Here is a 22,999-nt window from a genome sequence, read left to right as displayed (position 1 = left end):
TTGGCTAAGCACAGTCTGTGAAGGAGACGTGGCCGAGAGGCTGAAGGCACTCGTTTGCTAAATGAGCGTACCCCTAAAAGGGTACCATGGGTTCGAATCCCATCGTCTCCGCCACAAAAAAGGGCAGGCCTTTACGGCCTGCCCTTTTTTGTGGCGGAAAGGATGAGGCTGAGAACCCATCGGGTTCGAAACGAGTGATTTGCCTCGCAAATCGCGAGTTCGGCGGAGTGAGGCTTGCCGAACGCAGCCAATCCCATCGTCTCTTCCACTAAGGACGAATCTGCCCGTCACGATACTCCGTACTCAGTTATGAGTTTGCGACTTGGAGCGGCTTCTCGTCGGGCGCATCAAGCGACACGGAAGAGTACTGTTTTTCAGCTGACAGATAGCCCTCGATTCACAATGGTCTATGCCGAAAATTGGTATCCTTCGCACAGTTTTCCATTGCAATTGTTCTGTTTTTGTTCTATTTGTGGTGCACCATCAGGGAGGGACGGATGAAGTTAGCGGCGATACTGCCATTCTCATTTATGCTTGCACTGGCCGCCTGCGACGTCGCCATCGATGATCAGCCGCAACTGCCTCCCGATGCCGGTCCGTCCGCCCTGGTTACCCGGGAAATGTATCTGTACCGTCCGTCCGGCCCAAAAGGCGGCGTGGCTGTGTGTATATTGCGGGAGTCGCCCGAGGGAGATTGCATAGGCGTCGTTCCGGAAGGCGTTACGGAGCTGGGTTTCGACGGCCGTCTTGTCGTGGTGAAGCGGAAAGCGTACTCTGGCTCGGCCGAATACTATATCTTCGACATGGTCGAGGACCCCAGAGGACTGGCGAGTCTGGGGCCGGTCTCCCAGGCCGGATTCAACGAGGAAGCGTCAAAACGGCGCTTGCCGCCGCTTAAGCCGCTTCCGCAGTTGAAAGTCGGGCCGCCATGGCCTCCAAGTGAAGTCTGACGATTCGCCCAATTCTTTCAGTTCCAATGCCCATTGCCGCATCCCTCCTTTCGGTACGCCTGGCGGCCGGCGCCGAGTTCAGCCTGCCGGCGGAGCCCGTCCATGCGGGCGACGAGATCGACTTCACATCGGACAGCGGCCTGGTCCGCAACGGCCGCGTCATCGAGGCCGGCGCGTCGCGGCTGATCGTCGAGGTGGACCAGGCGCGGTTCGATTGCCGCCGCTCGCATGCCGGCCATCCCGGCGCCCGGCAGTTCGGGCGCTCTCCCGCCCAATGGGTCGTCCTGGCCGTCCTGGGGCGGGGCGGGCGCTGACGGCTGTGCGAACCTTGCGGTTCTGCTGGAAATTTGGCGTCTTTTCTGATTATCATTTACAAGTGGAAGTTGGGCTCCAATTCTCGGTGCAGACGATTCCAGCCCAGGGGGTTTCAGAGTGAACGAGCAGGCATCACGCGTCGAGGCGTTGTCGGAGCGGCAAAAGGAAATCCTGCGGCTGATCGCGCAGCATCTGCAGGCCAAGGAGGTGGCCCGCGTGCTGGACATCAGCGAGAGTACGGTCAAGACCCATACCGATGCCGCCCGCCGGCGCCTGGGCGTGGCGTCGAGCCGCGATGCGGCGAAACTCCTTGTGGCGTATGAGGCCAAGGGCGCGGCGGAGGGGGGTATCCTCCCTGAAGGAGGATGGTCTCCGAGGCCGATGGCGGAGCCCGCCGCACCTGTGACAGTGTCGGGACATGAACACGCCCTATCTCCCGAACGAACAATATTTCCTGGTCCGCTGGAGCGACCTCGAGACCGCCTGGCGGATGCTGGCTACGCCGGACAAGCAGGCCCAGATCGAGGATACGCTCCATACGCTGCAGACGCTGGACAAGAGCGCTGGCAGCGAGAAGGCGATCTTTACCATGGTCGCGGCGACAGCCTGGCTGACGGACGATGGGGCGGGTTTGAGCGATGGCTGAAGTCGCTCAGCACGGTCCAGTGGCTGGGCCTGATCCTTCTCGCCGGTTTCCTCATCATGTTGGCAACCGGGGGAATGATCGAAGCAGCCGTCGGCACCATGCAGGCGATCAAGGAGTTGAGACATCAGGCCGGCTGACCATCGCCGCCGGCCTTTCATGGCCAGCGGGACGGCCTTTTGGAGAGTAGAATGAAGCGAGCAGAAATGGCGCGCCGGGGCGCCGAGCAACTGATCCAGGCTGAAAACGCGGTCGAGGCCGCCTTGTGCGAGGTCACAGCGCTGGCCAGCACGCTCGGCCGGATGCGGCTCGAGTCCAACCTGTCCATGGTGATCGGACAGGAGGCCATGGGCGCCCTGGTCGAAACCATCACCATGCTGTCGAATGCCAGGGGCGCCATGGTCAAGGCCCATGGCGCGCTGGATACCGTGAAGACGCAGATCGGATGCGGCGCCGTGGCGGGCGGAACCTGGGACAAGACGGGTTCGGATCCCTCCACAACGACAGGCTTCCACGTGGTCGGCGACAGCCGGTCGGCGGCCTGATCCCGCAGCAGATCGAGGGTAAGGATTTGAGCGGCCGCGCCGAAAAGGGGCGCGGCCGTTTTCATTGGGGGTGGCCGCAAAAGCTGGTTAAGCCGCGCGCACGCTTTTCTTAAAGCGCATATGCTTTAGAGTGTCCGTCGTCTGGCGCGAATCCCTTCCGGAACTGTTCGATCGCATGAATTTCATCAACTTCTTCTGGCAGTATGGTTTGACGGCCATTGCCACATATGCTTGCGCCTGGTGCATTTCGTGGGGCGGACGGGCGGAGCGCCTCGGCGCGATCATTCTGCTTACGGAATGGCTCTTGTCGATGGTCGTGCAGTCCCACGACGGCAGGGGGCCCGGCATCTGGGTTCAGATCATCGACGTGATTACCCTGGGCCTGTTTGTAGGCCTGTCCTTGTGGTCGCGGAAGGTCTGGTCGATATTCCTCGCCGCGCTGCAACTCGATACGGTCGTCGGCCATGCCGCCGCCCACCTGGCCGGTTTCGGGGTTTATCCTTATGCGGTTGCCGCGGGTTTGTGGGGAGGCGAGGGCGTGTTGATCGCCGTCGTCGCCGGCACGATCAGTCATCGCCGGTCCGAACGGCGGAGATGGGCCCGGCTGGAAGGTGCGAAACCGTGATCAGGCCATGGCGTCCGAACCATTCAAATCCTCCTTTCCTCCGGTGACCGACGCCCAGGTGCGGGTGCTGGTCCTCGGCAGCCTGCCGGGCGAAGTCTCGCTGGAACGGCAGCAATATTACGCCCATCCCACCAACCAGTTCTGGCGCCTGACCGGCGCGGTGGTGGGCGCCGATCTGGTGCATCTGCCGTACGAGGCGCGGCTGAAGGCCTTGCTTGAGCATCATGTCGGGCTGTGGGATGTCATCCGCCAGGCGCGGCGTACCGGCAGCCTGGACGGCAATATCCGCGACCACAGCCCCAATGCCCTGGTTGACCTTGTTGCCGGACTGCCGGATTTGAAAGCGATCGCCTTCAACGGCGCGACCTCGGCGACGATCGGCTGCAAGCAGCTGGGCGCCGAAACGGGTCTTGCTTTCATCGCCCTGCCGTCGAGCAGCGCGGCCTACACCAGGCCATTCGACGCCAAGCTGGCGGAATGGCTGGCGATGAAACCCTTCCTCTAGAACCGCAGGAACAGGTTCTTGAGCCACATCGGACCCGACCGGGCGACCTGCTGCCAGTCTTCGCCCATATCCTCGGCATCCTCGGGCGTATAGCCCCAGGGATTGAACAGCTTGATGCGGCTGAAGCGATAGGCCGACGGCGTCCGCGTCGCCAGGGTCAGGCCGTTGGCCAGGGCCGTCGCCGCCAGCACGGCGTTGCGGTCGCTCTTGCCGTCGTGGGGCAGCGCAGCGCGGCGCTGCACCACCTCCATGTCGACGCTGAGGATGCGGCCTTCGAAGGCATGGGGCACGGCTTCCTCCAGCCAGGTGCGGGCGGCCGCGCCGCGCGCCGGGTCGCTTTTTTCCAGTTCCGCAATGGCGGCGTCGAGTTCGATCATGCTCATGACCGAAACGAAAAGGTGGTGGCGGGCCACGCCGGACGCCCAGCGGGTGACATGTTCGTCGGCGCGGCCGGACTTGGCCTTGCTCAGCTCGGCAATGACGGGTGTATCGAGCAGAAACATCGCTTACAATCCCGTACGGCGTGGCTTGTCCCAGGCGTCGCCGGCAGCGCCCACCTCGACCTCGTCCTCCATGGCCAGGAGGTCGATAATGCTCTCCGTCTGGCCGCTGATCTGCCGGAAGGCCTCGAAGCTCATCAGCACGTGGGTCGGGCGGCCACGGTCGGTGATGAAGACCGGCTCGATTCGGGCCACGCGCTTGGCCTTGCCGACATCCTGGTTGAATTCACGGCTGGACATGGTTGCCATGAGGCCTCCAATTTGTTGCTACGTAGATTCAAATCTATCGTAAATCATTGTTCCTACATTACTACAGTGTAGCCCCGCGGCAACAAAAATTTTTTTCAATAAAACAAATGGCTTGTTTTAAGCGTAACGCTGTCCTTTTCGTTTGACGAGGGCACGGATTTTCACGTTTCCTGTAGCCAAGGCTGCCAGCCGAGCCGCCATATAACGATCGTTTCTTACAGGGAGATATCCGTGTTGCTCGATATTTTGCCGCCCGACACCTGGGCGAAAACCGTCCACGAAATTCAGAACGTGCTGTCACCGCATGGTCCGCTGGGCCCCGATGGCGTGACACATACCTACGCGCCCGGCGACTTTTCCGTGCACTTCTTCCTGCAACTGGCCGTAATCATCGTCACATGCCGCGTCGTCGGCTGGCTCGGCCAGAAGTTCCTCGGGCAGCCCCAGGTCGTCGGTGAGATGATCGCCGGCGTCGTGCTCGGGCCGTCGCTGCTCGGCCTGTTTTTCCCCGAAATCCAGGGGGCGCTGTTCCCGAAGGAAACGCGTAACGTCCTCTATACCGGCGCGCAGTTCGGCGTCGGCCTCTACATGTTCATGGTCGGCACGTCCTTCCGCGGCGACCACTTCAAGTCCAAGGGCAAGAGCGCCATGGCCGTGTCGCTGGCCGGCATCGCGACGCCGTTCGCCCTGGCCATCGTGATCGCGCCCTGGCTGATGAAGGTGCCGGGCCTGTTCAGCGACAAGATCACTCAGCCGCAGGCGACGCTGTTCATGGGCGCCTGTATCGCCCTGACGGCTTTCCCGATGCTGGCGCGGATCATCAACGAGCGCGGCCTGTCGAATTCGTCGCTGGGGACGCTCTCGCTGACGGCGGGCGCCTTCGACGACGCCGCTTCGTGGTGTGTGCTGGCGATCGTGCTGGCGACCTTCGGCGCCGGTCCTGGCGTCGCGGTCCTGGCGATCGGCGGCGGCCTGGCCTTCGCGCTTTTCTGCATTTTCATCGGCCGTCACCTGCTGGCGCCGCTTGGCAAGATGGTCGAGGCGCGTGGCGAAATGACATATACGGTCATGGCGATCACCATGATCTGCTTCTTTATCGCGGCCTTCGTCATGGACGCGGTCGGCATCCACGCCATCTTCGGGGGCTTCATCCTGGGCACGGCCATGCCGCGCGGCAAGTTCGTGGAAGAGCTGAAGAAGAAGGTCGAGCCGTTCGCGGTCATCGTCCTGCTGCCGATGTTCTTCACCTATTCGGGCCTCAACACCCGTCTCGACATGGTCAATTCCGCCTCGATGCTCATGGTTGCCGGCGCCATTCTCGCGGCCTCGGTTCTGGCCAAGTTCGGCGCGTGCTACACGGCCGCACGCCTGACCGGCGAAGACAACCGCACCGCGCTCGGCATCGGAGCCCTGATGAACTCGCGGGGCCTGATGGAGCTGATCATCATCAATATCGGCTTGCAGAAGGGCATAATCGGCCTGCCCCTGTTCGCCATGCTGGTCATGATGGCCATTATCACCACGGTCATGGCTTCGCCGCTGTTCGAACTGGTCTACGGCAAGAAGGCGCGCGAGACCGGCGAACTGGGCGAAGTGCCCGACAACGCCGCAGCGTAATGTCTTCCCCTGACTGCTGATCGGGCGGCGCTTTCATCCCGAAGCGCCGCCCCCTTTTTTACCATTGAACCCCGCGCCAGACGCCGCGCCCGCCGGCGATGCCGAACAGGCCGGATGCGGGCTGGAAGGCGCCTCCGGCGCCGCGGCCCAGGATACGGGTGGCCTTGCAATACAAGCTTCAAGGAGAACGATCATGGATGGCCAGGTCATCAAGAAGGTTGTCGTCGCCGGTGGCGGGACTGCCGGCTGGTGCGTCGCGACGGCGCTCGGCAGGCTTCTGGGGCCGCTGCTCGACATCACCCTGGTCGAGTCGGCGGAGATCGGCATTGTCGGTGTCGGCGAGGCGACCATCCCGACCATCCGGACCTTTCACCGTTATCTCGGCATCGACGAGCAGGACTTCATGCGCAACTGCCAGGCAGGGATCAAGCTTGGCATCAGTTTCGACAACTGGGCGCAACTGGGCGACCACTACTTCCATTCGTTCGGCACCGTCGGCAAGTCGCCGTGGATGGCGCCGTTCCATCATTTCTGGCTGCACGCCAGGACGCTCGGCTTTGGTGGCGACCTGAAGGACTACTGCCTTGAGCTCCTGGCGGCGGAAGCGGGAAAGTTCAAGGCGGGCGACAAAGGGCCGCTGTCCTACGCCTACCATTTCGACACCGCGCTTTACGGTCCCTACCTGCGCAAACATGCGGAGGCGGCAGGCGTCAAGCGCATCGAGGGCAGGATCACCGGCGTCGACCAGGATGCGGCGACCGGCAATGTCACGGCGATCACCCTGGCTTCGGGGCAGCGCATCGAAGGCGATCTGTTCATCGACTGCACCGGTTTCCGCGGCCTGCTGATCGAAGAGACGCTGAAGACCGGTTACGAAGACTGGGACCACTGGCTGGCCAATGACCGCGCCTGGGCGTGCCAGACCGGGCTGCACGGGCCGCTGGCGCCCTATACCAGCGCCATCGCCCACACGGCGGGCTGGCGATGGGAAATCCCGTTGCAGCATCGTATCGGCAACGGCTTCGTCTACAGCAGCAAGTATATGTCCGATGACGAGGCGCGTGCCACCTTCATGGCGCAGCTCAAGGTTCCGCCGATCAACGAGCCGTTCCATCTCAAGTTCCGCACCGGGCGGCGCAAGAAGATATGGAACAAGAATGTCATCGCCTTCGGCTTGTCGAGCGGTTTCATAGAGCCGCTGGAATCGACGAATATCCACCTGATGCAGATCTGCGCGATACGGCTGGTCCAGATGTTCCCGTTCGGCGGCATCCACGAGTCGCAGGTCGCCAATTTCAACCAGATAACAACCCGTGAAGTCGAGAAAATCCGCAACTTCGTCATCATGCACTACAAGTTGACGGAGCGTGACGACACGCAATACTGGCGCGATCGCCGCGACATGGCCATACCGGACGACCTGGCGCATCGCATCCAGCTGTTCCGCGATACCGGGGAGGCGTTCAAGGAGGAAGACGAAATCTTCCGTCTCGACTCGTGGATACAGGTGCTGCCGGGGCAGCGCGTCGAGCCGCAAGGCTATCACCACCTGGCGCGCCTGGTGGAGGAGCCGCAATTGCGCGGCATGCTCGACAGTCTTCGTGCCCAGGTGGCGGACTCGTTTTCACGGCTGCCGGACTACGAAACCTATATCCGCGAGTACGGTGGCGCGCCTGCAGCCGCACCCGCGCCCGTGGCTTAGCGGCGAATACCATGCCGACCGACAGCCGACTCCATCCGGTCTTCATGGAACCAGCCGCCGGACCGCCGTCCTGGCGGCTGGTCCTGCGGGATCATCTGAACCCGGCGGGCGGCGAACGCCTCTTCCGGGTCGGCCTTGCCTCCACCCGGCCCGGCGCCATCGTCTGGCGCGCCGGCGATATAGCGGAACTGGAATTGCCGAACGGCCAGCCCCGCAGCTATTCGATCTCTTCGATGCCGTCGGAAGGCCGTCTCGACCTCCTGGTGCGTGAGATGAAGACGCCGGACGGCACGCTGGGGCAAGGGGCGGCCTGGCTCCTGCACGCGTTGCAGCCCGGCCATGACATATCGCTTCGTATCCGGTCGCATGAACCCTTTCGGGCGCCGGCATCCGAAGGGCCGGTCCTGCTGATCGGTGCGGGGTCCGGGCTTGCCGGGCTTCGGCCGCATATCCTCGAAGCCGCCGAGGGCCGTCGGCCGGTCTGGCTTATCTACGGCGAACGGCATTCGGACGGCGACAACCGGCTGTGCCGTGAGCTCAACGCGTGGCATCGGGACGGGACGCTCTACCGGTTCAATCTGGCCCTGTCGCGCACCGAACCCGGTCAGGGCACCTATGTCCAGGACATCGTCGCCCGCTATGCCGGCGACCTCAAGGCCTTTCTCGGCGGGACGGGGACGGTAATGACCTGCGGCAGCCGCGCCATGGGGGAAGCCGTGGAACGGGCCTTGGGGGCGGTATTGGGGCCTGAGTGGATCGGCGCCGCGTTCGAGGACGGCCGATACAGGCAGGCCTTGTTCTGACAGGAGTTTTTGTTTCGCCGTCTTGTCCGGCCCAGGTCCGCGTGACATAGTCCCGCCGAACCGAGGGAGTGATGCATGCGTCGGCAAGTCTTGATCGGATGTCTTGGTCTGGCGGCCGTCATGGCCTTGGCCGGTGTGGCCGAAGCCCGCACCCACCATCATCACAAGAAGAAGACGACGACCGTCACCCAGGTCCCCGCCGCGCCGGCGGCCGCAGCTTCAGCCTCCGCGGAAACGGCGCCGGACGCGCCCAGGACGACGACCTACGATCCGGCGGCCGGTTTTCCCGATCGTAACGGGCCGTTGTCGGGCATGCTGATCGTCATTCCCAAGTCCGAGATGGCGAACTTCGGCCAGCCCGGGACGCGGCATCTCGACCGCGTGGCGCGCGCCGAGCCCGGCGCCGACCTGGCGCTGAAGCTGGTCTTCACGGGCGCTGAAACCGATCCGGCGGGCGCCGCCGACGTCACCTACGATCTTCAGGTTGTTCGTCCCGACGGCAAACCATACGGCGACAGCGACTATCGCGGGCTGGAAGCCGTCCATGGCAAGGTTCCGGCGGGCGGCGTCTTCGACAACCGCACCAAGGTCGTGCTGATGAGCTTCGATCCGGGCGATCCGTCGGGCACCTATACGATCAAGGCTACCCTGCATGACGCCGTGGGCAAGCGCGACCTGGCGCTGACGACCAGTATCGACCTGATCGCCAGGCCGGCGGCGGCGTCGGCCGACAGCAGCAGCGCAAGTCCCGCCGCCGATACCCCGAAGCCTGCGGCCAAGACAAAACACCGCCGGCGCCACCGGCACTGACAAGGCAAATCCATGAGCGATATCGTACTCCCCGAAAGCGTCACCCTAACCATTCCGGCGCGGGAAAAGGACCTGGGCGGCTTCCATGTCCGCCGTGTCCTGCCGTTTGCCAGGCACCGCATGGTCGGGCCGTGGATATTCTTCGACCATATGGGGCCGGCCAGCTTCGATCCGGGCCACGGCGTCGACGTCCGGCCGCACCCGCATATCAACCTGGCGACCGTTACCTACCTGTTCGAAGGCCATATCCTGCACCGGGATTCGCTGGGTTCGGACTGCGTCATTTCACCGGGTGACATCAACCTGATGGTGGCGGGCCGTGGCATCGTCCATTCCGAGCGCGAGAACCCCGAGACCTTCCAGCAGCCGCGCCGCCTCGACGGCCTGCAGCTGTGGCTGGCCCTGCCGGAAGCCGACGAGGAGACAGACCCGGCCTTCTTCCATTACGAAGCGTCGGCCATTCCGGAATATGACGACGGCCAGGCGACGGTCCGCGTCATGATGGGCGAGGCCTTCGGGCTGACGTCGCCGGTCAGGACCTATGCCAGGACGCTCTATATCGAGGCGCGCCTCAAGGCCGGAGCCCAGCTTCAGGTTCCGATGGGCGTCGAGGAACGCGCCATTTATGTCTGCGACGGCGAACTCGATATCGACGGGCTGGCGGTCGAAAAGGGCACCATGGCGGTGCTGGCGCCGGGCGCCTTCGTGCAGATTCACGCCACGACGCGCGCCCACTTCGTCGTCATTGGCGGCGAACATCTCGGCGAGCGCCACATCTACTGGAACTTCGTGTCGTCGCGGCCCGAACGCATCGAGCAGGCGAAGGCCGACTGGCGCGACGGCCGCTTCCCCAAGGTGCCGGGTGACGACCAGGAATTCATTCCGCTGCCGGAATAAGGATTAGTCGGTATAGGCCGTGCGGATGGCCTCTTCCCATTCGATGCGATAGGCTTCGACATCCTTCATCGCCACTTTCAGAAGATCGGCGAGATGAGGTTTCAGGCATTGTGCGGCCTCCGATGCCGGCAGTCCCTTGGCCGCCAGGAAAAGGGCAAGGTCGAAAACCAGATCGCGTTCCGACAGGTAGCCGCTGCGGCGGGTTTGCCATCCTTGCGTGCCCGCGCCGGAATCGCGCCATTGCTCGAATTGAAACGCACCGTTGGCCAGGAATACGCCGAAGCCAAGGAAGCATGCCGTCTGATCGGTCAGGAACTCTTCCTCGGCGGGATCGCAGGGCAGGGTGTCTTCGATCGAGTGCACGACATAGTGCGCCAGTTCGTGGGCGAAGGTCGAAATGAGGCCGGGGAAATCCTTCAGCAGGCGGGGCGCATAGGCGATCTCAACGCCCCCAGCGTGGTCCCGCATGAACAGGCCCAGCGGCGTGTTGCGTGTCGTGGCCTGGACCAGATCGCCGTGCGGTTCATAGACCTTGACGTCGCTGACCAGCCTGACGGGCCACTCGGCCATGCCGGCATGGGCCTTGACCTGGGCGAAAATGGCCTGGCCTCGGGCATGGCCTTCCGCATCATCAGCCGTGAAAAAGCCCGGCCGGGGCAGAATCAGCTGTGTGTTCTCGAACATCGGCGTGTGGCGAAGATTACGCAGCAGCCAACAGAAATTGCGCACGTGCCATTGGGCCGTTTCAGGCTCCAGAATGGGCTTTGGTTTGAAAGGCCACATGTACTTCCCCCACTTGCAGCATCATAGGCATGGTACCGAAAAACCGTCCCCCTGTCCAAAGGCGTCGCGATGGGTCGTTATGTTACCGATATGTAATGTGATCGCCGTCATCTTTACATCTGCAACGATCTGCGCTTGGCTGCCGCCCTTAACGGTTTCAGGAGCGTACATGTCCCGGCAGTTCACGGCTTTCGTCAGCACCCTGGCCCTTATGGCCGGACTGGTTTCGTCCCATGCCATGGCGCAGGTGATGGCGCCGCCTTCACCCGCTATCGCCGGGCCGAAGGACGTGCCTTACGTCGCGCCGCTGAACGTCACGGTCGACATGACCGACCTGGATCACCGCCTGTTCAAGGTTCATGAGGTCATCCCGGTCGACAGGGCCGGCGACTTCGTCTTCATGTTGCCGAAGTGGCTGCCCGGGCACCATTCGCCCGGCACCGAGCTGCAGCGTATCGCGGACCTCTATGTCCAGGCCGGGACCACGCGCCTGGAATGGATGCGCGATCCGGTCGACATGTATGCCTGGCACGTCGATGTGCCGCAGGGCGCCAAATCGATCACCGTCGACTTTACCTATCTGGCGCCGGCGACCTCGGCCGTGGCGCGTGTGGTCATGACGCAGGAAATGATCGACCTGCAATGGAACTTCGCGTCCATGTACCCGGCGGGCTATTACGCCAGCCGCATCCCGGTCAACGCCACCATCAGGTTCCCGGCGGGCTGGGGTTATGCCTCGGCCCTCGACACGGCCACCAGGGGCGACGGTACGGTCACCTTCAAGACCACCGATTACGACACCCTGGTCGATTCGCCCGTCTATATCGGCAAGTATTTCAAGACCTATGACCTCGACCCGGGCGGGCCGGCGCCGGTGCGCCTCAACGTCATGGGCGACAAGCCCGACCAGATCGTGGCCAGCGACGAGGCGCTGGCCGTCCACCGCAAGCTGATCCAGCAGGCCTACAAGCTCTACGGCGCGCACCACTACGACCACTACGACTTCCTGGTTTCGGCGTCGGACAAGCTGGGCGGCATCGGGCTCGAGCACCACCGCTCGTCGGAAGACGGCATCCAGACCAACTATTTCACCGACTGGAAGACGGCCTATGTCGGCCGCGACCTGCTTGCACACGAGATGACGCACTCGTGGAACGGCAAGTTCCGCCGCGGCTGGGACCTGTGGACGCCGAACTTCCAGGTGCCGATGCGCGACTCGCTCCTGTGGGTCTACGAAGGCCAGACCCAGTACTGGGGCAATGTGCTGGCGGCGCGTTCGGGGCTCTATTCCAAGGACCAGGCGCTGCAATACCTGGCGATCATCGCGGCGTCCTACGACAACCTGCCGGCGCGCAAGTGGCGGCCGTTGCAGGATACCACCAACGACCCGATCATCGCGCAGCGCGCCACCCTGCCGTGGCCGACCAACCAGCGTTCGGAAGACTATTACAACGAAGGCCTGCTGATCTGGCTCGACGCCGATACGCTGATCCGTGAAAAGACCGGCGGCAAGAAATCGCTCGACGATTTCGCCCAGGCCTTCTTCGGCATCCGGAACGGCGACTGGGGCGTCACGACCTACAATTTCGACGAGGTCGTGAAGACGCTGAACAGCGTCTATCCCTACGACTGGGCCAGCTTCCTGCATACGCGGCTGGAAGGCCATGGGCCGGACGATACGCATGGCGCGCCGCTGGACGGCTTCAGGCGCGGGGGGTACCGGCTGGCCTATACCGATACGCCGACCGACTTCTACAAGGCGCTGGAAGCCCGCCGCAAGGCCAACAGCTTTGCCTATTCGATCGGGATTTCGGTCGCCAAGGACATGACGATCTCAAGCGTCCTGTGGGATAGCCCGGCCTTCAAGGCGGGCATGGCGCCGGGCGGCACGCTGATCGCCGTCAATGGCCGTACCGCCGATGCCGACACGCTTAAGGCGGCCATTGCCGACGCCAAGACGAGCAAGGATCCGATCGAGCTGGTGGTCAAGGTCGACGACTACGTCAAGACGATCAAGATCGACTATCACGACGGCCTGCGCTATCCGCGCCTGGAGCGGATCGACGGCACGCCGGCCCTGCTCGATGACATTCTCGCTGAGAAAAAATAGGTTAGAGGTCCATGGTGAACGGGCCGAATTCGCCCGGAACCAGCCGGCCGCCCTGGTAGAGCGTCATCAGCTTGTCGCCAAGGCGGTCGCCCGGGCCGGCGGAAAAGCGCGGCCCGCCGAAGGCCGCGATATTGTCGTGCAGCCTTTTCAGCGCGTCGGCGTCCTGGCCTATGACCTGGAACAGGAAAAGCCGGATCATCGCCTCCTTCAGCCAGGCCGGCCCCTTCGATTTCGGTGTTGAAAAGCGCGCGACGGGCCGGATGGCGTGCTCGTCCTCGGGCACGAACCAGATGGTGACGCACAGGGTCAGCGCCTTCGGTCCTTCCCAGCGGCCCTGAAACGCGACCGGCGGATAGTAGTGGCCGCGGCTTTGCGCGCGCGGGCCTTCCAGCGCGCGCGACATCCAGCCGTGGTCGGTGTCCTGGACGTAGGTGACCTCGAAACTGCGCTCATGCGTGCGGATGGTCTGTTCGACCCTCTGGCGGCGATGCTTCACGCGGATGATGCCGTCGTGGATGAAGTTGGTGTGGAAGGGATCGAGCACATTGTCGAGCGCGTCGAAAACGCGTGCCGTCTCGGGCCGCATTGCCCACCAGAAATGATCGAAGTCCGGGGTGTCCGGCATGGGCGGCAGGGTGCCGATCCAGCCATCGTCCGCGCCGCCCTGCAGGCGGACAAAGACCGCGCCGTCAAGCTCGGCTACGGCGATGGTTTCGGCCTTGAGCCGTGAATGGGTGTCCAGTGTACAGCCCGGCACTTCGACGCAGCGGCCGTCGCCATCGAACCGCCAGCCGTGATAAGGGCAGGTCAGCTTGCCATTCTCGACTCGGCCGGCCGACAGGGGATAGTTGCGGTGCGGGCAGCGGTCGCGAAGGGCGCGGATGCCGTCCTTCGACCGCCACAGCACGATGGCTTCGCCGGCGACGCGGCGTTTCAGCGGCTTCATCTGAACCTGGCGGCTGAGCGCCACCGGCAGCCATGTCGTCTCGATCCCGGCGGGCAGGGTCATTGCGTTGCGACCTTTATCAATTTGGGTTCCAGCAGGCGGAGAAGCCAGCCCGTGGCGCGGTAGCCGAAGCGGCGCCAGGCGGGCAGGTGCTCATCGCGGATCAGCAGGTATTCGACGTGGGGTTTGGCGCCGCGGTTGCGCTTGAAGCGCGCGGCGCCAGCCGAGAGATTGACGTTCAGACCCCGGGCGAGGGCGGCGTCGATCGGCGGCACCATGATCATGCGATAAAGCGCATCTGCGTCCGGCTGGGCGTCGTCATAACCGAGCATGGGAATGCTGAGTGTGCTGGCCTTGCAGTGGATGGCGCAGAAGGCAACGATTTCGCCGGCCCGTTCCAGCGTCAGGATTTCGAGCCGGCCGTCGGCCAGCAGGGTCCGGACATAGCCGGGCCGATAGTCGGGGTTATGGCGGCTGTAGCGCGTTATGTAGAGCCGGCGGTAGAGCGTCATGACGCGATCGAGCTGAGGCGCGGTCAGGGTGGTATAGTGCCCGCGTGTGAGACCGCTGGCGGCCAGCCGTTGCCGGTCGCGGCGCACGTCGCGGCGCGGAAGCCAGTCGCGCGCCGGATCGTCGATGATCCACACGACGCGGACCGGCCAGAGCGTGCCTGACAGGATGTCCGCGTGGCGATGCCGCGTCAGCGATCGCACGATCAGGGCCTTGCCGTCGGGCGGCGGCCCGGCCAGTCGCGCGGCGACATCGTCATGGAGGCTGGTGGTCAGCAGGTCGTGCCCGGCATAGACGGCGTCGTCGAGCCCGGTCAGGCGGGCAAATCCTTCGACGGCATGGCTGAGGATCCGCGCGGCGACGGCGGCCGGTCCTGTCATCTCACGCCGGATTTCCTCACGCGCCACCGGCCCCAGCAGGGTCGTCAGCGACGTGACCCAGCATTCGTTGTGGGCGCGCGACGGAGCCGCAAGTCCCGGGATCGGAAAGGTGACGTCAGCATTAGCCAACATGCGCGTGCCCGTTATATTCTATGTCCTCAGTCAGGACTTGCGGCAGGGTCTTCCCCCTGGCGGCGGCGCGCAGTCCATGGAGCAGGCTGTCCATCGTCGCGCCCCAGGCACAGCCCGACAGAGCGTCGCGAGCGCGGCCAAAATCGCGTTGCCACTGAGGTATTCGCCCACTGCCCAGCGCCTTGGGCCAGCCGAACAGCCGCATGGCGGGGCCGAGGCAAACGGGCCGATCGACGCCGGTCAGAACGGTGTCGCCGTCGCTCAGGAAGGCTTTCGCCAGCGCTGCCGGGTTGTGCGCCAGCAGGTGCAGGCCGCTGGTGCCGCGCGGATTGCATTCGATCAGCCATAGCCTGTCATCGGCGTCGTGGCGGACATCGCAGGCGATCTGGCCGGTGATACGCCCGGCTTCGGCCAGGGTTTCGGCGATGGCAAGCAGGCGCTGCGACAGGGGATCTGGCAGGGGCTCGAAATAGTAGCTGGCGCCGCCGGATGTGCGCCAGTCCGAGCGATAGGCGGCAAAGGCGCGCACCCGGCCCTGACGGGCGATGGCGTGGAAGCACAGGTCGTCGCCCGCGATAAAATCCTGCCGCAGCCACGGATTGGATGGGGCGTGGACGAGCTTTCTCACGGCTTCCGGCGTGGGCCGAATGAGGCAATGCGCGCCGAAGCGCGAGAATTCGGGCTTGAAGACCGAGCTTGCCGCGTTATCCGCGCCCCCGGGGCCGGCTGGGCGGGTGTGCGGTGCATCGAGCCCGAGGCTTTGCGCCCACTGGATGAAGTCCATTTTGGAATGGAGCCGCAGCAAGGTTTTGATATCCGGCGCGAACAGGGGCAGGCCGGGCAGGCTTGCCAGATGGAAGACCTCCTCGCACAGGGGAATGATGAGGTCGGGTTGCAGGCTGGCGTTCAATCCGGCGACATCGCTGGCGAACCTGGCCGGTTCCTGAACCGGGGCTGCGTAGGCGTGCCAGGAAAAGCGTCCGGCGGTACGCGTGCGGAAGACGTCGGCCAGGTGGACCTTGTGCCCGGCGTCCGCCAGCGCGTGGGCCACGTCGCGCGTGACAGGCGCGCGGGCGCCGGTGATCACGATGCGGCTCATGACACGCGCCGGACATGGCGGCGCTTGGGAAAGTCCAGCGCCGGATCGTAGGGCACTTCGACAGTCCGTACGCCGAAATAGTTCAGGCGCTCGTGGATGGTGGCGGCGTCGCCCGCGTCGGGGCAGGCGACGGTCACCCGGTCATGATATTGCGTGGCGATCCAGCGCCGGGACGGGGCGATATGCGGCGCGACCTCGTTCTCGATCCCGTCGGGCCAGACGGTCGTGCGGCCATCGACGGTCCAGGCGTCCTGAACGCGCCCGCACACAGGTTTGACGGCCGCGTGTCTGGAACCGCAGGCGCACCGCATCTCCCACAGCACATCATCGAGACGCAGGCGCACCACGGCCTGCGTCCGGCGCTTAAGATCGGTAACGATCGGGCGGAACGTGCCGCCGCCCAGGTCGTCACGCTCGATGATCAGGCTGTCTTCGTTGAGGTGCAGCGTGCCCAGCCGGCAGGGTGCGCCCAGGAAGCCTTCGGTCGCCTGGTAGATCGGATCGGGCCGTGCGCCCAGCCGTTCGGTTATGAAGGCGCGCTCGGTGTCGTTCAGAGCCTCGGCGCCGTAGAAGATGCGCCGGCAGCCAGCCGGCTTTCCGGCCTCGGCCAGGCTGAGCAGCACTTGCGGCGGCGCGATCAGCACCTGCGGCTTGAAATCGGCGATGGCTTCGACCAGCGGGCCATGGTCGGGCGTCAAAGGAAAGAAGCCGACGCGCGGGCCGATGGCCGGACGATAGAGATCGTTTCCGGCGCGCAGGCATAGCGCCACGCGTTGCGTCGTCAGAAGGTCGGCGGGCGACATCAGCTTGCCCAGCAGGCTGCCCATATAGGTGCTCCGTTCCTGCGGCGAGGTCACGAAGACACCGCGCTGCGTCCCCGAGGTTCCCGTGGAAAAGCCGGCGCGCAGACCATCGGGCAACTCGCCGGGATGCCCGGCTTCCGCAGCCTGGGCGGCGGCTGTCGCGGCTGCTTGGGTGAGGCCATGGCGGTTGAACGCGGCAAATCGCGCGCGGTAGTCCGCCACGTCGACGATCGGCAGGTCGGACAGCTTCTGTCCCGCAAAGGCCTTCAGAGCGGGATAGTCGTCCAGCGGCATTTGGCGCCACAGGGTCTGTTGATGGCGTTCGATGCGGTCGCGCGGCCATGACCGGCTGCTTCGGGCCGTGGCATAGGCCGAAAGAACGGATGTCACAGCCATTTTGCTGCCGTGACTTCGCAATGCGACGGGATCAGTTCGACCGCGCCGGTTTGCGACACGGTGTTGAGCGCGGACAGGGTCCTGCGGTAGGTGGCGGTTTCGCCCAGAAGTGCGGTGGTAATGGCGGGCGGTGGGCGATTGTCGGCCACGGCGGCGATCGACCAGGCGGCGTCGCCGATAAAGAAGACAGGCTTGCCGCCTTCCGGCCGGATCAGCAACCCCCAGTGCCCCGGGCAATGGCCGGGCAGTTCGACGGCGATCAGCGATCCGTCGCCCAGCACGTCGGCCCCATGGGTAAAGGGCCCCATGTCATTGTTAAGGCGCACCCGCGGCATGGCCTCGAAAAAAGCGGCGCGGCCGTCGATATCGCCGGGCAGCAATGCGCTCAGCAGGCCCTTGCGCACGCGGCCGAAACGGCTGCCGGCGCGGATCCGTTTCAAGCCTTCGCCGGCGCAGACAATACGCGCCTTCGGAAAGTTCGACAGCCCGGCCACATGGTCGCCATGGAAGTGCGACACGAAGACGCCGGCGATGTCGTCGGGTGTCAGACCGAGGCGTGCGAGTTGCACCGGCAGGCTGTCGGCGCTGTCGAACTGAACGGGCGTTGCCAGACGGTAGAGACGTTCGGGCAACGGTTCGGTAGCGGCGAAGAAGCGATCGTCATAGCCGGTGTCGAACAGGATGGGGCCGAACGTCCGGTGCCGGATCAATCCGACCAGGGCCGGGAAGGATACTGGGCACCAGTGCCCGCCCTTCAGCGTCATGGCTTCCGGGTGGCGGCAGGCGCCGACGCGCAGGATTTGCCAGCTATCAATCATTGATGGCGCTCCTGGCCACCGACATTGCGGTTTCGAGCGCATCGTGGCGCGGGGCATAGCCCAGGCTGGTGCGCGCCCTTGTCAGGTCAAAGGTCTGCGAAAACGCCATGGCGCAGAGGCCGTAGACGGTCAGCGGCGGCTCGGGCCGGCCGGGCAGGGCGGCGGCGATGCCTTCAGCCAGGGTGGTCAGGGCGCGCACCGGAGTAAAGGGCAGGCTGCGGAACTGCACCGGCCTGTTCATGGCCCCGGCGATGGCCGACACGGTATCGCGCAGGGGCAGGGCGCGGCCTCCCGATATGTTGAACACCTGGCCGGCCAACTCCGGGGCCTTCTGTTCGGCCAGCAGCAATGCATGGGCGACATCGCGCGCGTCGGTCAGTTCGACCAGGGCCCGGCCGTCGCGGATCAAGGGAAAGCGGCCCTTGTCGATCAGGCGCAAGAACCGCGGCAGCAAGACGGTGTCGTCCGGACCGACAATGGCGCGCGGACGGATGGCGACGCCGCCTTTCGCCATCACCCGGCCCTCGGCCTCGGCCTTGCTGGCGGCGTAAGCATTGAGAAAACGACGGGGCAGGGGGCTGTCCTCGGTCAGCCCGATCTGGTCCCTGGCCTGGGCATAGACCGACGGCGACGACACGAAGACGAAGCGCGCGCCCTGCGCCTGGGCGGCCTCATGCAAAGCCAGGGTCGCCTCGACATTGATGCGGTGGAAGTCCGCCTTCGTGCCCCACGGGCTCGACAGGGCAGCGGCGTGGACGACGCTGTCCATGCCCTGGCACAGGGCGGGCAAGCCGGAAAGATCGGTCAACTCGGCCGGCGCGAACTCTGCGCCCATGGCGGCCAGCCGGCCTACCGCCGCCGGATTGCGGCCCGTAGCGCGGACGGCGTAGCCCTGCGCCCGGAAGGCCGCGACGGTCGCCAGTCCCAGTCCGCCCGTGGCTCCCGTCACCAGGACGCGTCTCATGTGCGGATTACCATGGCGCCGAGGCTGATTCCGGCGGACGTTCCGAGCAGCATGGCGTGGCGGCCTTCGCCCAGCATGCCATCCTTGCGGGCGGCGTAGAGCGCGTTGGGCAGCGAGGCCGCGATCTGGTTGCCGTGATCGGCGAAGATATCGACGACGCGGTCGGGCCGCTCGCCCACCAGATGGCGCATATATTCGAGGCCGGGCGCGCTGGCCTGGTGGCAGATAAAGGCGTCGACCTGGTCGCGCACGATGCCGGCCTGGGCCAGGGCGCGATCGATCACGCCCGGCAGGTGGCGTCCGGCGGCCTTGAAGATGGCGAATGGGTCCATGTGGAACTTGGCGCCGTCGGCGATGGCGTCGAAGCCGTCCTCGACGCGGATCCTGGTGCCGCCCGACCGCAGGTGCGCCGTGTCCTTGCCCGCGCTGAAGGTCTGGAAGACGGTCGACAGCACCGCCGGGCCGTCCGCGTCGTCGTGCGCCTCCAGGCACACCGCGGCGGCGCCGTCGCCGAAGATGGCCGACGCCTTGGGGTGACCGTAGTCGAGTCCGGCCGAGGCGATATCGCTCGACGCGATCAGCGCCCGGCGGAAGCGGCCGGCCTTCATCGCCATGCTGACCAGGTCGAGCGCGTTCAGGAACGACAGGCAGGTCATGTTGACGTCGAAACAGGGAATGCCCGACTTCGTCAGGCCCAGCTCGTGCTGGATCAGCACCGAAGTGCCGGGAATGGGCTGTTCCATCACGCCGCAGGCGCCGACCAGCACGTCGACCTCATCGGCCGCCCAGCCGGCTTCGTTGAGGGCTTCCTCACAGGCCCGCGCCGCCATGAAGGAGGTGGTTTCGCCACGGTCGGCGATGCGGCGCGAGGAAATGGCGAACTGGGTTTCGGTCCATCCGTCCGGTTGTCCATAGACGGCGTCGAGCGCCGACGAGGGCTGGATAAGGGCCGGACGGTAGTGGCCGCAGCCCCGGATAGCGACTGCAATGGGATAGGTCATAGGGCGCCAGGGGGTAAAAGCGTTTCCTGAAGCGACTATAACAGCGCCGAAATGGTCTGGCTACAATTTTTTGAACAATGTTCAAAAATATTGCGTGGTCTACCAGAGGGTGGGATCGGTGCGGTAATAGGGGCGGATATCCGTTACAGGCATACCCGCTGACCGGGCCGCTTCCACGCCTTCGTCGCTGTCCTCGAAAGCATGGGCGCGGGCAGGGGCGACCTTCAGCCGGTCGGCGGCGGCCAGGTATATATCCGGATGCGGCTTGCCGCGGTTCACGTCCTCGATGGTGACGACGGCGTCGAACAGGGGCAACACGCCGATGGAGTCGAGGATGGCGCGGACGATCCTGCCCGTGCCGGCCGAGGCCACGGCCATCTTCAGCCTGCCATGGTGCCGGCGCGCGAGATCACAGGTGAGGGCGATAGGCGTAACGGCGCTGACATAGCCGGGGAAGGCTTCGATGGTCAGGCGGGCGATTTCGGCGTCGTCCAGCGTGACGCCATGCGTTTCCTGGATGGATTTCAGCAGGAGCGTCCGCGACAGGCCCAGCCGCGCGGCATAGAATTCGGCTTCGAATTCGTAATCGAAGGCGCGCATGACATCGCGAAAACAGCGGAAATGGGCGGCGAAGGTGTCGGCCAGCGTCCCGTCGCAGTCGAAGACCAGGGCTTCGGCATCGGGCGCGATGTCGATAAGGGGAGGGGTATCCATGGCCGTGGCAATGGACCGCCCGCTCCCCACCGTCAAGGTGATGCGGCTGTTATTTTACGTCGAGACGGAACGGCACCGCCGGCAGGTCGTCGGCGCTGTAGAGGTTGACATAGGGCGCGTCCGACCAGGCATAGCGCACGCTCGTGACCTCGGGCGCATTGGCGCCCTTCAGCACGACCGTATCGCCTGACGGCCAGGCCACCGCGAACTTGCACGCGTCGCCGGCACAGACCTCGAAGCCGATGGCGGTATCGGAGCTGTAGCTGCGCAGGCCGCCATTGGTGTCCTTGAAGCTGACGACCAGGTCGCTGCCGGAACGGGTCACGCCCGTGGCCTCCGGCCCGCCCGGCGTCACGGCCTCGCCATAGGCGACGGCGCGCGCGCCGCGCGCCAGGCGCTGGGCCACGATATTCTTCTGCGTCGGGTGGATGTCGCTGCGGTCGCCGACATCGATGGTGACGGCCAGCGCGGCGTGCGGATCGCCCTTGACGGCCAGGGCCTGGGCTTCGCGCAGTTCCGCCCAGCCGGATGGGCCGGGTTGCGTCGACACCGAGCCGTAGGACGACAGCTGCGCCACCAGGAACGGCATGTCGGGCTGGCCCCAGGCCTTGCGCCAGTCGTTCATCATCAGCGGCAGCAGGGTCTGGTATTCCTTGCCGGCGCCGGTATTGGCCTCGCCCTGGTACCAGGCGGCCAGCTTGACCGAATAGCCGGCCAGGGGCGCGATCATGCCGTTGTAGAGGGTGGTGAAGCTGGTCGGGATATCCCACGGCGCCGGCGGGATCGACAGGCCCTTCAGGCGGGTGGTGACCTTGTACTTCCACGGTGCGTTGAGCGGAATGTACTGGCCGTCGCTCGTCTTTACGGCGCGGTTCTGCACCTGGCCGGTTAGGCCGCCATTGCCGCCGCCGCCCGACAGGACGCGCACGACAATGACGTTGGCGCCGGGCTTGAAGGCGCCGGCCGGCACCTTGTAGTCGCGCCACAGCCACGACATGGCGCCGCCGCCGACGCGCACGCCGTTGACCCAGGTGGTGTCGTAGGTGTCGATCGCCCCGAGCGTCAACTCATTGGCGGTCTTCGCCTGGGCGTCGGTGAGCGTCACCGTCGTGCGGAACCAGGCGACGCCGTCGAAGTCCTTGAAGTCGGCAATGCCGGTGTCTTTCCACGACGAGGCTGGGGTCAGGCCCGGCCAGGCGGTGTCATTGAACTTGGGGGAGATATAGGCGCGCTGCGCCTTCATGGTGGCGTCGTGGGCGTCCCACCAGGCTTCCTCGGCTTCGCCTTGTTGCGCCATCGCCTTTTCGGGTGACGCCCCATAGGCCGTGACCATGTCGACGCCCTTGGTATAGGTGGGAAGGGTGCGCAGGGCCCCCGCGCTGATCCAGCCCTGGATGGTCGTGCCGCCCCAGTCGCTGTCGATGAATCCTACGGGGACGTTCTGCTCTTTCTGCAGCGTCTTCGACATGTAGTAGCAGACGGCCGAGATATCGCCGGTGGTGTCGGGGCCGGCCACCTTCCAGGCGGCGGCTGTCTTCAGGTCGTCGAGCGGCGCCGGTTCGCTGTCGTTCTCGATCTTGATGAAACGGATATTGCTGTTGGCGGAGCCGCCGATTTCGCCCCAGGCTCCGGTGGAGAGGCGGGCCGGGAACTGCATGTTCGACTGGCCGCTGCACAGGTAGACGTCGCCGACCATGACGTCATTGAGCGTCGTCGTCGCATTGCCTGCTGTCGCGGTCAGGGTGTAGGGGCCGCCGGGCTTGAGGGCGGGCAGGGCGGCGCGCCACTTGCCCTTGGCGTCGGCGGTCGCGGTGACCGACTGGCCGTTGAGCGAGACCGTCACGGCCTGCGACGGCGCGGCCGTGCCCCAGACATTGGCCGGCATCCCGCGCTGCAGGACGGCGTGGTCGCCGAAGATGCGCGCAAATTTGGGGGCTGAATCCTCAGCATGGGCGCCGGCGGCGGCGAGCGCGAGAACGGAAATGGCGGCGCAGAGGTGGCGTTTGGTCATGGCGGTCTCCCTTTTGGCATCCGGTTTGCCGGATTATCTATTTATGTCAGATTAAATAGGTGCCTCAGCCGCGGCGATTTGCCAAGCATCGTATTGTGTCGTGCCTGAAATGTTACGGACACGAAGGCGGCGGCCGAATGAACCCAAAATAATATAAGGCCTCCGGTTTCG

General features: G+C 64.9%; 24 protein-coding genes and 1 tRNA gene. 13 read left to right on the top strand and 12 right to left on the bottom strand.

Annotation, left to right across the window (positions count from 1 at the left end; genetic code table 11):
- The first annotated feature begins 22 nt into the window (after positions 1 to 22).
- The 7 genes from AB8717_RS13625 to AB8717_RS13595 all read left to right on the top strand — a co-directional run bounded on the left by AB8717_RS13625 (position 23) and on the right by AB8717_RS13595 (position 3,583).
- A tRNA-Ser gene (locus AB8717_RS13625) sits at positions 23 to 114 on the top strand.
- Positions 115 to 497: 383 nt separating this feature from the next.
- Entirely contained in the window at positions 498 to 950 is a 453-nt protein-coding gene (locus AB8717_RS13620; RefSeq protein WP_443747873.1) for a hypothetical protein, read from the top strand.
- A 26-nt stretch (positions 951 to 976) separates the two neighbouring features.
- Complete coding sequence (locus AB8717_RS13615) at positions 977 to 1,264, top strand: hypothetical protein (RefSeq protein WP_443747872.1); 288 nt, start codon at positions 977 to 979, stop codon at positions 1,262 to 1,264.
- 118 nt (positions 1,265 to 1,382) lie between these two features.
- Positions 1,383 to 2,048 (top strand): response regulator transcription factor, encoded by a 666-nt coding sequence (locus AB8717_RS13610; RefSeq protein WP_443747871.1) that lies wholly within the window; start codon positions 1,383 to 1,385, stop codon positions 2,046 to 2,048.
- A gap of 51 nt (positions 2,049 to 2,099) precedes the next feature.
- Positions 2,100 to 2,453, top strand: coding sequence for a hypothetical protein (locus AB8717_RS13605; RefSeq protein ID WP_443747870.1), 354 nt, complete (start codon positions 2,100 to 2,102; stop codon positions 2,451 to 2,453).
- 175 nt (positions 2,454 to 2,628) lie between these two features.
- On the top strand, positions 2,629 to 3,078 hold the full coding sequence (locus tag AB8717_RS13600; protein ID WP_443747869.1) for a hypothetical protein: 450 nt from the start codon (positions 2,629 to 2,631) through the stop codon (positions 3,076 to 3,078).
- 7 nt (positions 3,079 to 3,085) lie between these two features.
- On the top strand, positions 3,086 to 3,583 hold the full coding sequence (locus tag AB8717_RS13595) for a DNA-deoxyinosine glycosylase (protein ID WP_443747868.1): 498 nt from the start codon (positions 3,086 to 3,088) through the stop codon (positions 3,581 to 3,583).
- Here the strand turns inward: AB8717_RS13595 and AB8717_RS13590 are convergent.
- Positions 3,580 to 4,086 (bottom strand): VapC toxin family PIN domain ribonuclease, encoded by a 507-nt coding sequence (locus tag AB8717_RS13590; protein ID WP_443747867.1) that lies wholly within the window; start codon positions 4,084 to 4,086, stop codon positions 3,580 to 3,582. The two genes, AB8717_RS13595 and AB8717_RS13590, sit on opposite strands and share 4 nt — an antisense overlap.
- A gap of 3 nt (positions 4,087 to 4,089) precedes the next feature.
- Entirely contained in the window at positions 4,090 to 4,332 is a 243-nt protein-coding gene (locus tag AB8717_RS13585) for a type II toxin-antitoxin system Phd/YefM family antitoxin (RefSeq protein ID WP_443747866.1), read from the bottom strand.
- 231 nt (positions 4,333 to 4,563) lie between these two features.
- Here AB8717_RS13585 and AB8717_RS13580 point away from each other — a divergent pair, with 231 nt between their 5' ends.
- From AB8717_RS13580 to AB8717_RS13560, 5 genes are all read left to right on the top strand, one after another.
- A complete protein-coding gene (locus AB8717_RS13580) occupies positions 4,564 to 5,949 on the top strand; it encodes a cation:proton antiporter (protein WP_443747865.1) in 1,386 nt (461 codons plus the stop codon).
- Between the two features lie 193 nt (positions 5,950 to 6,142).
- Entirely contained in the window at positions 6,143 to 7,651 is a 1,509-nt protein-coding gene (locus tag AB8717_RS13575) for a tryptophan halogenase family protein (RefSeq protein ID WP_443747864.1), read from the top strand.
- An 11-nt stretch (positions 7,652 to 7,662) separates the two neighbouring features.
- Entirely contained in the window at positions 7,663 to 8,454 is a 792-nt protein-coding gene (locus AB8717_RS13570) for a hypothetical protein (RefSeq protein ID WP_443747863.1), read from the top strand.
- 75 nt (positions 8,455 to 8,529) lie between these two features.
- A complete protein-coding gene (locus tag AB8717_RS13565) occupies positions 8,530 to 9,264 on the top strand; it encodes a hypothetical protein (protein WP_443747862.1) in 735 nt (244 codons plus the stop codon).
- A 12-nt stretch (positions 9,265 to 9,276) separates the two neighbouring features.
- Positions 9,277 to 10,161, top strand: a complete 885-nt coding sequence (locus tag AB8717_RS13560; RefSeq protein ID WP_443747861.1) for a pirin family protein — start codon at positions 9,277 to 9,279, stop codon at positions 10,159 to 10,161.
- Positions 10,162 to 10,164: 3 nt separating this feature from the next.
- Here AB8717_RS13560 and AB8717_RS13555 read toward each other — a convergent pair whose 3' ends face one another.
- On the bottom strand, positions 10,165 to 10,944 hold the full coding sequence (locus AB8717_RS13555) for a hypothetical protein (RefSeq protein ID WP_443747860.1): 780 nt from the start codon (positions 10,942 to 10,944) through the stop codon (positions 10,165 to 10,167).
- A 169-nt stretch (positions 10,945 to 11,113) separates the two neighbouring features.
- Between AB8717_RS13555 and AB8717_RS13550 the strand changes: the two genes are divergently transcribed.
- Positions 11,114 to 13,054: a M61 family metallopeptidase gene (locus tag AB8717_RS13550; RefSeq protein ID WP_443747859.1), complete on the top strand. Its 1,941-nt coding sequence runs from the start codon at positions 11,114 to 11,116 to the stop codon at positions 13,052 to 13,054.
- Between the two features lies 1 nt (position 13,055).
- Here the strand turns inward: AB8717_RS13550 and AB8717_RS13545 are convergent, their stop codons facing one another.
- The 9 genes from AB8717_RS13545 to AB8717_RS13505 form a co-directional block, all read right to left on the bottom strand.
- The gene (locus AB8717_RS13545) at positions 13,056 to 14,063 is read right to left on the bottom strand and encodes a Rieske 2Fe-2S domain-containing protein (RefSeq protein ID WP_443747858.1); all 1,008 of its coding nucleotides are present in this window, start codon (positions 14,061 to 14,063) and stop codon (positions 13,056 to 13,058) included.
- Positions 14,060 to 15,022, bottom strand: coding sequence for a GNAT family N-acetyltransferase (locus AB8717_RS13540; RefSeq protein WP_443747857.1), 963 nt, complete (start codon positions 15,020 to 15,022; stop codon positions 14,060 to 14,062). The genes AB8717_RS13545 and AB8717_RS13540 overlap by 4 nt, the downstream gene beginning before the upstream one ends.
- Positions 15,012 to 16,121, bottom strand: a complete 1,110-nt coding sequence (locus tag AB8717_RS13535) for an ATP-grasp domain-containing protein (protein WP_443747856.1) — start codon at positions 16,119 to 16,121, stop codon at positions 15,012 to 15,014. Before AB8717_RS13535 ends, AB8717_RS13540 begins: the two co-directional genes overlap by 11 nt.
- Positions 16,118 to 17,314, bottom strand: a complete 1,197-nt coding sequence (locus tag AB8717_RS13530; RefSeq protein ID WP_443747855.1) for a cell division protein FtsA — start codon at positions 17,312 to 17,314, stop codon at positions 16,118 to 16,120. The genes AB8717_RS13535 and AB8717_RS13530 overlap by 4 nt, the downstream gene beginning before the upstream one ends.
- Positions 17,311 to 18,138, bottom strand: a complete 828-nt coding sequence (locus AB8717_RS13525; protein WP_443747854.1) for an MBL fold metallo-hydrolase — start codon at positions 18,136 to 18,138, stop codon at positions 17,311 to 17,313. The genes AB8717_RS13530 and AB8717_RS13525 overlap by 4 nt, the downstream gene beginning before the upstream one ends.
- Positions 18,131 to 19,102, bottom strand: a complete 972-nt coding sequence (locus AB8717_RS13520; RefSeq protein WP_443747853.1) for an NAD-dependent epimerase/dehydratase family protein — start codon at positions 19,100 to 19,102, stop codon at positions 18,131 to 18,133. Before AB8717_RS13520 ends, AB8717_RS13525 begins: the two co-directional genes overlap by 8 nt.
- Entirely contained in the window at positions 19,099 to 20,103 is a 1,005-nt protein-coding gene (locus tag AB8717_RS13515) for a 3-oxoacyl-[acyl-carrier-protein] synthase III C-terminal domain-containing protein (protein ID WP_443747852.1), read from the bottom strand. The genes AB8717_RS13520 and AB8717_RS13515 overlap by 4 nt, the downstream gene beginning before the upstream one ends.
- A 99-nt stretch (positions 20,104 to 20,202) precedes the next feature.
- On the bottom strand, positions 20,203 to 20,817 hold the full coding sequence (locus AB8717_RS13510; protein WP_443747851.1) for an HAD family hydrolase: 615 nt from the start codon (positions 20,815 to 20,817) through the stop codon (positions 20,203 to 20,205).
- A 49-nt stretch (positions 20,818 to 20,866) separates the two neighbouring features.
- Complete coding sequence (locus tag AB8717_RS13505) at positions 20,867 to 22,828, bottom strand: sialate O-acetylesterase (RefSeq protein WP_443747850.1); 1,962 nt, start codon at positions 22,826 to 22,828, stop codon at positions 20,867 to 20,869.
- Positions 22,829 to 22,999 lie beyond the last annotated feature (171 nt).

The organism is Asticcacaulis solisilvae (assembly GCF_052327315.1).
In the GTDB taxonomy this organism is placed as follows: Bacteria; Pseudomonadota; Alphaproteobacteria; order Caulobacterales; family Caulobacteraceae; genus Asticcacaulis; species Asticcacaulis solisilvae_B.
This window is presented reverse-complemented; position numbering and strand designations above follow the sequence as displayed.

Coding starts and splice junctions, on each gene's coding strand:
- AB8717_RS13590 (WP_443747867.1), bottom strand. CDS start 4,086: ATGTTTCTGCTCGATACACCCGTCATTGCCGAGCTGAGCAAGGCCAAG.
- AB8717_RS13605 (WP_443747870.1), top strand. CDS start 2,100: ATGAAGCGAGCAGAAATGGCGCGCCGGGGCGCCGAGCAACTGATCCAG.
- AB8717_RS13615 (WP_443747872.1), top strand. CDS start 977: ATGCCCATTGCCGCATCCCTCCTTTCGGTACGCCTGGCGGCCGGCGCC.
- AB8717_RS13550 (WP_443747859.1), top strand. CDS start 11,114: ATGTCCCGGCAGTTCACGGCTTTCGTCAGCACCCTGGCCCTTATGGCC.
- AB8717_RS13505 (WP_443747850.1), bottom strand. CDS start 22,828: ATGACCAAACGCCACCTCTGCGCCGCCATTTCCGTTCTCGCGCTCGCC.
- AB8717_RS13515 (WP_443747852.1), bottom strand. CDS start 20,103: ATGACCTATCCCATTGCAGTCGCTATCCGGGGCTGCGGCCACTACCGT.
- AB8717_RS13575 (WP_443747864.1), top strand. CDS start 6,143: ATGGATGGCCAGGTCATCAAGAAGGTTGTCGTCGCCGGTGGCGGGACT.
- AB8717_RS13570 (WP_443747863.1), top strand. CDS start 7,663: ATGCCGACCGACAGCCGACTCCATCCGGTCTTCATGGAACCAGCCGCC.
- AB8717_RS13545 (WP_443747858.1), bottom strand. CDS start 14,063: ATGACCCTGCCCGCCGGGATCGAGACGACATGGCTGCCGGTGGCGCTC.
- AB8717_RS13525 (WP_443747854.1), bottom strand. CDS start 18,138: ATGATTGATAGCTGGCAAATCCTGCGCGTCGGCGCCTGCCGCCACCCG.
- AB8717_RS13585 (WP_443747866.1), bottom strand. CDS start 4,332: ATGGCAACCATGTCCAGCCGTGAATTCAACCAGGATGTCGGCAAGGCC.
- AB8717_RS13620 (WP_443747873.1), top strand. CDS start 498: ATGAAGTTAGCGGCGATACTGCCATTCTCATTTATGCTTGCACTGGCC.
- AB8717_RS13540 (WP_443747857.1), bottom strand. CDS start 15,022: ATGTTGGCTAATGCTGACGTCACCTTTCCGATCCCGGGACTTGCGGCT.
- AB8717_RS13560 (WP_443747861.1), top strand. CDS start 9,277: ATGAGCGATATCGTACTCCCCGAAAGCGTCACCCTAACCATTCCGGCG.
- AB8717_RS13595 (WP_443747868.1), top strand. CDS start 3,086: ATGGCGTCCGAACCATTCAAATCCTCCTTTCCTCCGGTGACCGACGCC.
- AB8717_RS13535 (WP_443747856.1), bottom strand. CDS start 16,121: ATGAGCCGCATCGTGATCACCGGCGCCCGCGCGCCTGTCACGCGCGAC.
- AB8717_RS13565 (WP_443747862.1), top strand. CDS start 8,530: ATGCGTCGGCAAGTCTTGATCGGATGTCTTGGTCTGGCGGCCGTCATG.
- AB8717_RS13555 (WP_443747860.1), bottom strand. CDS start 10,944: ATGTGGCCTTTCAAACCAAAGCCCATTCTGGAGCCTGAAACGGCCCAA.
- AB8717_RS13600 (WP_443747869.1), top strand. CDS start 2,629: ATGAATTTCATCAACTTCTTCTGGCAGTATGGTTTGACGGCCATTGCC.
- AB8717_RS13520 (WP_443747853.1), bottom strand. CDS start 19,102: ATGAGACGCGTCCTGGTGACGGGAGCCACGGGCGGACTGGGACTGGCG.
- AB8717_RS13510 (WP_443747851.1), bottom strand. CDS start 20,817: ATGGATACCCCTCCCCTTATCGACATCGCGCCCGATGCCGAAGCCCTG.